Consider the following 705-nt stretch of genomic DNA (forward strand, 5'->3'; position numbering starts at 1 on the left):
ATCTCCATATCCTGCAAGGTATCCTGCAGCTGCTTTATTAGGAACCAATACTACATTATCACGTCCGTAATTGTCTACTGTTACAACTTTTGGCAAAATTGAGTAGTCTTGCTTTGGTTCATCTAAAAGTGTTACATTTTCTGTACTTTTCGAATCTTGCAAAAATGTAACACTTTTTGTAACACTTTTTTTTTCGGAATTTTCCTTCAACATTTGACCTTTCCCATCGATTAGCCAATCATAAGAAATATTAAAATTACGTATAATTTCAGATATTGTGTCTATAGATGGAAGTATCCTTCCTCCTTCCATTTGTGATAAAGGCGACTGCTTAATACCTATTTTTTTGGCAAAATCAATTTGATTTAGTCCTAAAAAATTCCTTATTTCCTTAATTCTCAATCCTATAGACATGATTATTAAAATATTTAATATTATTTATGTTTTTAATATTAAAAACACGTATATTTGTCAAACAATTATGTACAAAAGTATAAAATATAATACAAATAAGTATAATAATTAAAAATCAAGTATATGAGTAATCAAATAACACTAACCAAACCAAAGAGCATTTATACGATACTCTCAGAGATTACTGGTTATCCTTACAATACTTGCTACAAAGTATTAACAGGTCAACGAAATGCAGATAGCAAAGCCGGACGAATTATAATGGAGTCTTATGAATCTATTAAAAAGGAT

General features: G+C 28.9%; 1 protein-coding gene. It reads right to left on the reverse strand.

The genetic code is table 11. The features are described from left to right. On the reverse strand, positions 1-414 hold a 414-nt coding region (locus tag ACMHJW_RS14680), incomplete at its 3' end, for a helix-turn-helix domain-containing protein (protein WP_413534147.1). Positions 415-705: the final 291 nt, after the last annotated feature.

The sequence above is a fragment of the Empedobacter brevis genome, assembly GCF_965118635.1.
Classification (GTDB): Bacteria; Bacteroidota; Bacteroidia; order Flavobacteriales; family Weeksellaceae; genus Empedobacter; species Empedobacter brevis_A.